4 protein-coding genes are annotated in these 4151 nt (G+C 42.1%); all 4 read right to left on the reverse strand.

The genetic code is table 11. From position 1 onward, the window contains the following. Positions 1-485 precede the first annotated feature (485 nt). Complete coding sequence (locus tag RT269_RS29785) at positions 486-1973, reverse strand: bifunctional metallophosphatase/5'-nucleotidase (RefSeq protein WP_313188131.1); 1488 nt, start codon at positions 1971-1973, stop codon at positions 486-488. 197 nt (positions 1974-2170) lie between these two features. Then, positions 2171-2827 carry an MBL fold metallo-hydrolase gene (locus tag RT269_RS29790; RefSeq protein WP_313188133.1) on the reverse strand — a complete coding sequence of 219 codons (657 nt, stop codon included), beginning with the start codon at positions 2825-2827 and terminating at the stop codon, positions 2171-2173. Between the two features lie 410 nt (positions 2828-3237). After that, positions 3238-3714: an LURP-one-related/scramblase family protein gene (locus RT269_RS29795; RefSeq protein ID WP_313188135.1), complete on the reverse strand. Its 477-nt coding sequence runs from the start codon at positions 3712-3714 to the stop codon at positions 3238-3240. Then, the coding region (locus tag RT269_RS29800) for an endonuclease III domain-containing protein (RefSeq protein WP_313188136.1) at positions 3711-4151 on the reverse strand (441 nt) is incomplete at its 5' end. The genes RT269_RS29800 and RT269_RS29795, both read right to left, overlap by 4 nt.

A 4151-nucleotide genomic window follows, 5' to 3' on the forward strand; every position in this document is an offset into this window, starting at 1 on the left:
AAATATTTGTACCCATCTTTCCCTTTCAAACGGGAAAGATATTTTACAATTGAAGGGTAGAAAGGAAAGGTAAAACGATTTGTAAACGAACTATAATCTTTGTATCGCAAAGCAAGCTTTGTAAACGAACTGCACGAAACCTCTTGAAAAAGGACTGGTGAAACAGTAATAAGGGCATAACAAAATAGAGGTTTTAGCGAAAGCCAGAAATTTGTAATCCAATTGCAACCTCGTTTTCACCAGGAAATATCAAGTATCACACATAGGAAAATATTGAATCGTTCGGGTTACTTTAGCAGTAATTACTTGATTGTGTCCATACTGGGCACACCAATTAAAAAAGCTGTTGAAACATTTTGTTTCAACAGCTTTTTTATTACTAAATCGGAGTAAAATAAAAAATCATAAAAACATGCACCTAATCTCCATATACTTCACCTTGATAGATTGTCTTTTTATCTATTCTCTCAAACTCGCACATATTTTTATAGATTTTTTTTTGTTAAAGGCATGAGGCGACCGTCAATTTCTCCAGTGATCTCGATACCGCTGTTAACATAAGCTGCAAAGATTTCACAGACCGAGCCGAAGCCAGCTGTATAATTTTTCCCCTCAATAAGGTTTCCTTCAATACAATGAGCAAGCCCGTCATATCTCGTGGCGCATGTATAGGCAGCCTCAAAGTCGAGTTTGGAACCGTCAGACAGCTTGATGCTTGTTATACGGCTGCCAGCTTCCTTTATCGGGTCAAACTCAATGAGCATACCGGATACATGGCAAAAAACAATGTTTGGCTCCGGAACCATGGAAAGCCCCGTTTCCATCATATCGTATAGCTGCTGTCCGGTATAAACAAAAGTACATACAGGTCTATCTGTGTAGAGCGCGGTTTCAAGATGCCCCCTTGTAATATAACCGGCAGCGAGGTCAGCCCGGATAAAAAGCCCTGTTACAAAAGCAATATCAGCTTTTGTTTTCCACCGCATAGCGTCGGTAAGAAGGTTACCCAAATTTGTTTCCCTTGTACGGCTGTAGGCTCTGTCCCCATGCAGACTGACAGGCAGGGTAAGTGCGACTTCGTTCAAATACGGTTTATTTCTTTCATTGACTTCGTTGAGATAAGCTAGAACCTTCAGGTCCGGGGTTATGCCGCAGTCTTTCTCATTGCCTTTGATGGGTATGAGGCTTGCGGTTGCTTTCATGAATTTACCGTCCTTAATTATGAGCTCCGTGACACCGATGTTGATGCCATATTGACCGGTTTCGGCTATCAGTACGCCGTTACGAAGCATGCCGTTTTGGTGGGCAGTATGGCAGTGTGCATCAATAATGGCCGAAAGCCAGGGGCAGTGGTCAGCAAGGTATGTGCTGCGTTGCGTCTCGTCATTTGCGGTAATACCAAGATGTGCGACGGCAACAAATATTTCCGCACCCTCAGACTCAGCACTTTTCTTTGCCTTTTCAGCAGCAGCGACAGCCTCAGCACCGCTTGTCCCGCTTTTCATGTCGGGGGTGGTCAATCCTATAAAGGCAATCTTGTTTCCGGCAATTTCCATTATCGCATAGTCGGCGATATCAGGAATGGCTTTTCTCATGTCTTTAGGTGCGTTTGCGCCCAGAACCCGAAAATCAACAGCTTCAGATATAGCTTTAAAATCAGAAATCTCCATCAGAGGAGGTTGTTCATGATTACCCAACGTAAAAAGGTCATAGCCGACGAGGTTCATTACCTTGGCTGTATCCAGCCCTTTTGATAAACTCGCAAAAGGAGTACCGGCAAAGGCATCGCCAGCGGAGATGACAACAACGTTTCTGCCCTCGTTACGCAGAGCGTCAGCGAGTCCCTTGACATAGGGCTCCACCTCAACATTCGAATGCACATCATTCGTATGTATAATCGTTATTAACCGATCATAATTTCCATTTGTGAGTACTGTTCCATTATGATTCATCAGTTGTTTTTGTAGTCTCAAGTTATACCTCCTCGTATCCGAAACCTGTCAACTTAAAAGATTGCTGACTTTTATGGATTGGAATTAATCAGTTTCCGGTTTTACTTGACTTCTTTTGCAATGTCATACCCCAGCATATAGTAGGTTTTGTTATTAAACATGAAGCTTTTGATCACATCAAGCCCAAGCTCTCTGGTATGGGCTTCGTTCGACCCGACTTATTCAATCCATGTGCCATACCGTAACCAGTTTCTATTTCGCACGGATTTTCCATGTCCAAAATGTATGCTTACATCATGAATCCCACTGATTTTTTTTGCGCTTTCCTCCATTGCTTTTCGATTTCCATACAGCATGGATCTTGATGGATAAAACATATTCATGAGTGCATCGCCTACAATAATATCTTTTTCTCCAATCTTTAATCCAATAGAACCTTTTGTGTGTCCCGGCAGCTCCATAACCGTTGCATGTATACCGTAGTTTTCAAGGGAATCGCCTTCATGTAAAAACACTTTTGGCTTGAAAGATTCTATCTTGTCATCTTGAAAACTTTTAATTGATAAAGCCAGTATCAATTTTCCAAAAATATTATGAGCAAATAAAGGTTCTAACAGATTATTCTTTATCAATTCTTCATCGGCTTCATGCATAGCTATTGGTACATTTAACTCTCTTGACAGATAGGCAGCATTTTGAACATGGTCTACGTGTCCATGTGTTAAAACAATTAGATTTACATTTTTATTTTTACAAACATTTAAGATTTTATCTCTGAATTGAGTACGGGAAGTGTCTATTAAAACAGCATGATTATTCTCCTGCACTAAAAAACAGTTTCCGTTGCCACATTTTATTCGTTCTATTTTAGCCATAAAGTTATCATATCCTCTCCAAATTTTTTACAGGCTATTTGATTTTTCTTAATTAAAGCATAATTTATTTAATCGATCCGTTGCAGCGCATTGTATTTAATTCATAAATTTTTGTTCCCAATTTATTTCCTTATTCAAGAGGAATTCAAAAGGGATATTACGGCTGTATTTCAAATAATAAATAAACACTGTAGCTTCTCTTGCCCTGAATATGCCCTGTTTTGCACCCAATTTTTCTGTATGATCAAAAAATATATTATAGGTGAAACGAACTGAAATTTAGAGTTTGTTGCACTTTCCGTTAGCGAACTACACCATAGCCTAACTGGTTCACGGCTAAAAACAAAACAGCCTCCCCGCCGGTTTCCAGGAATCCGGCGGGGAGGCTGTTTTATTTCATCATTTTATGTTCAACCTTTGTTTTGGCTGCATTTGACCGCATCAATGGCAAGGACTACCATAAGTGCCAAAAGGCTGTCCTGTCCATCGGTCACATCGATCAAGTAGGTATCGGTAAAATGAAAAAGCTGCTTTTCAATCCGGGCCACAACGCTGCCGGTCTGGGAAAGAATGCTGTAATCCCATTCCATGAAGCTGCCTTGCACATGCCAGCCATTGCAGTCAACGGAAAAAGAGGGTTTAAAAAAGGTAAACTCCTTGGTGATGGTTCCCACCGTTTGTCCGCCGATCTGGATAGCAAACCGGGGAAGGAAGGTCAGCACCTGCTCCCTTAAGGTAGCCAGATGATTGCCGTTGTTGTCATAGATTTCCAGCTTGTGTCCCCAGGCGGGCCTGCCGCAGACTGTATATACGGCCGTTCCATTTTCATCATAAATGTCGTAACTGTCAAGCCAGGAAAAAAAACGCTGTTTAAACATTAGCTTCATGATATCTTTCTATCTCCTTTTTCGTCTTTATCCATTATCTGCCCGCACCATTCCTTTAGCATGCATTCCCCGCACTTTGCCTTTCTTGCTGTGCAGATTGCCCTGCCATGATAAATCAGTTGAAAATTGATCCGGTTCCAGTGGTCCTTCGGGAGGACTCTTTGCAGCTCCGCTTCCACCTCCGCCGGATTTTTCCCGAAAGCCCAGCCCAGCCGCCTGGCAATGCGGAATACGTGAGTATCCACCGTGACCCCCGGTATATCATAAGCATCTGCCAGAAACAAGGTGGCGGTCTTTCTGCCAACTCCGGCCAAAGTCAGGACCCCGTCTATATCCTTTGGCACCTCGCCTCCATATTTCTCTGAAATCTGACTGCAGCACTTTTTCAAATTCCTTGCCTTATTCTTATAAAGCCCGCTGGAGCGGATAGAATCCTC

The organism is Lacrimispora sp. (assembly GCF_032078915.1).
GTDB lineage: Bacteria > Bacillota > Clostridia > Lachnospirales > Lachnospiraceae > Lacrimispora.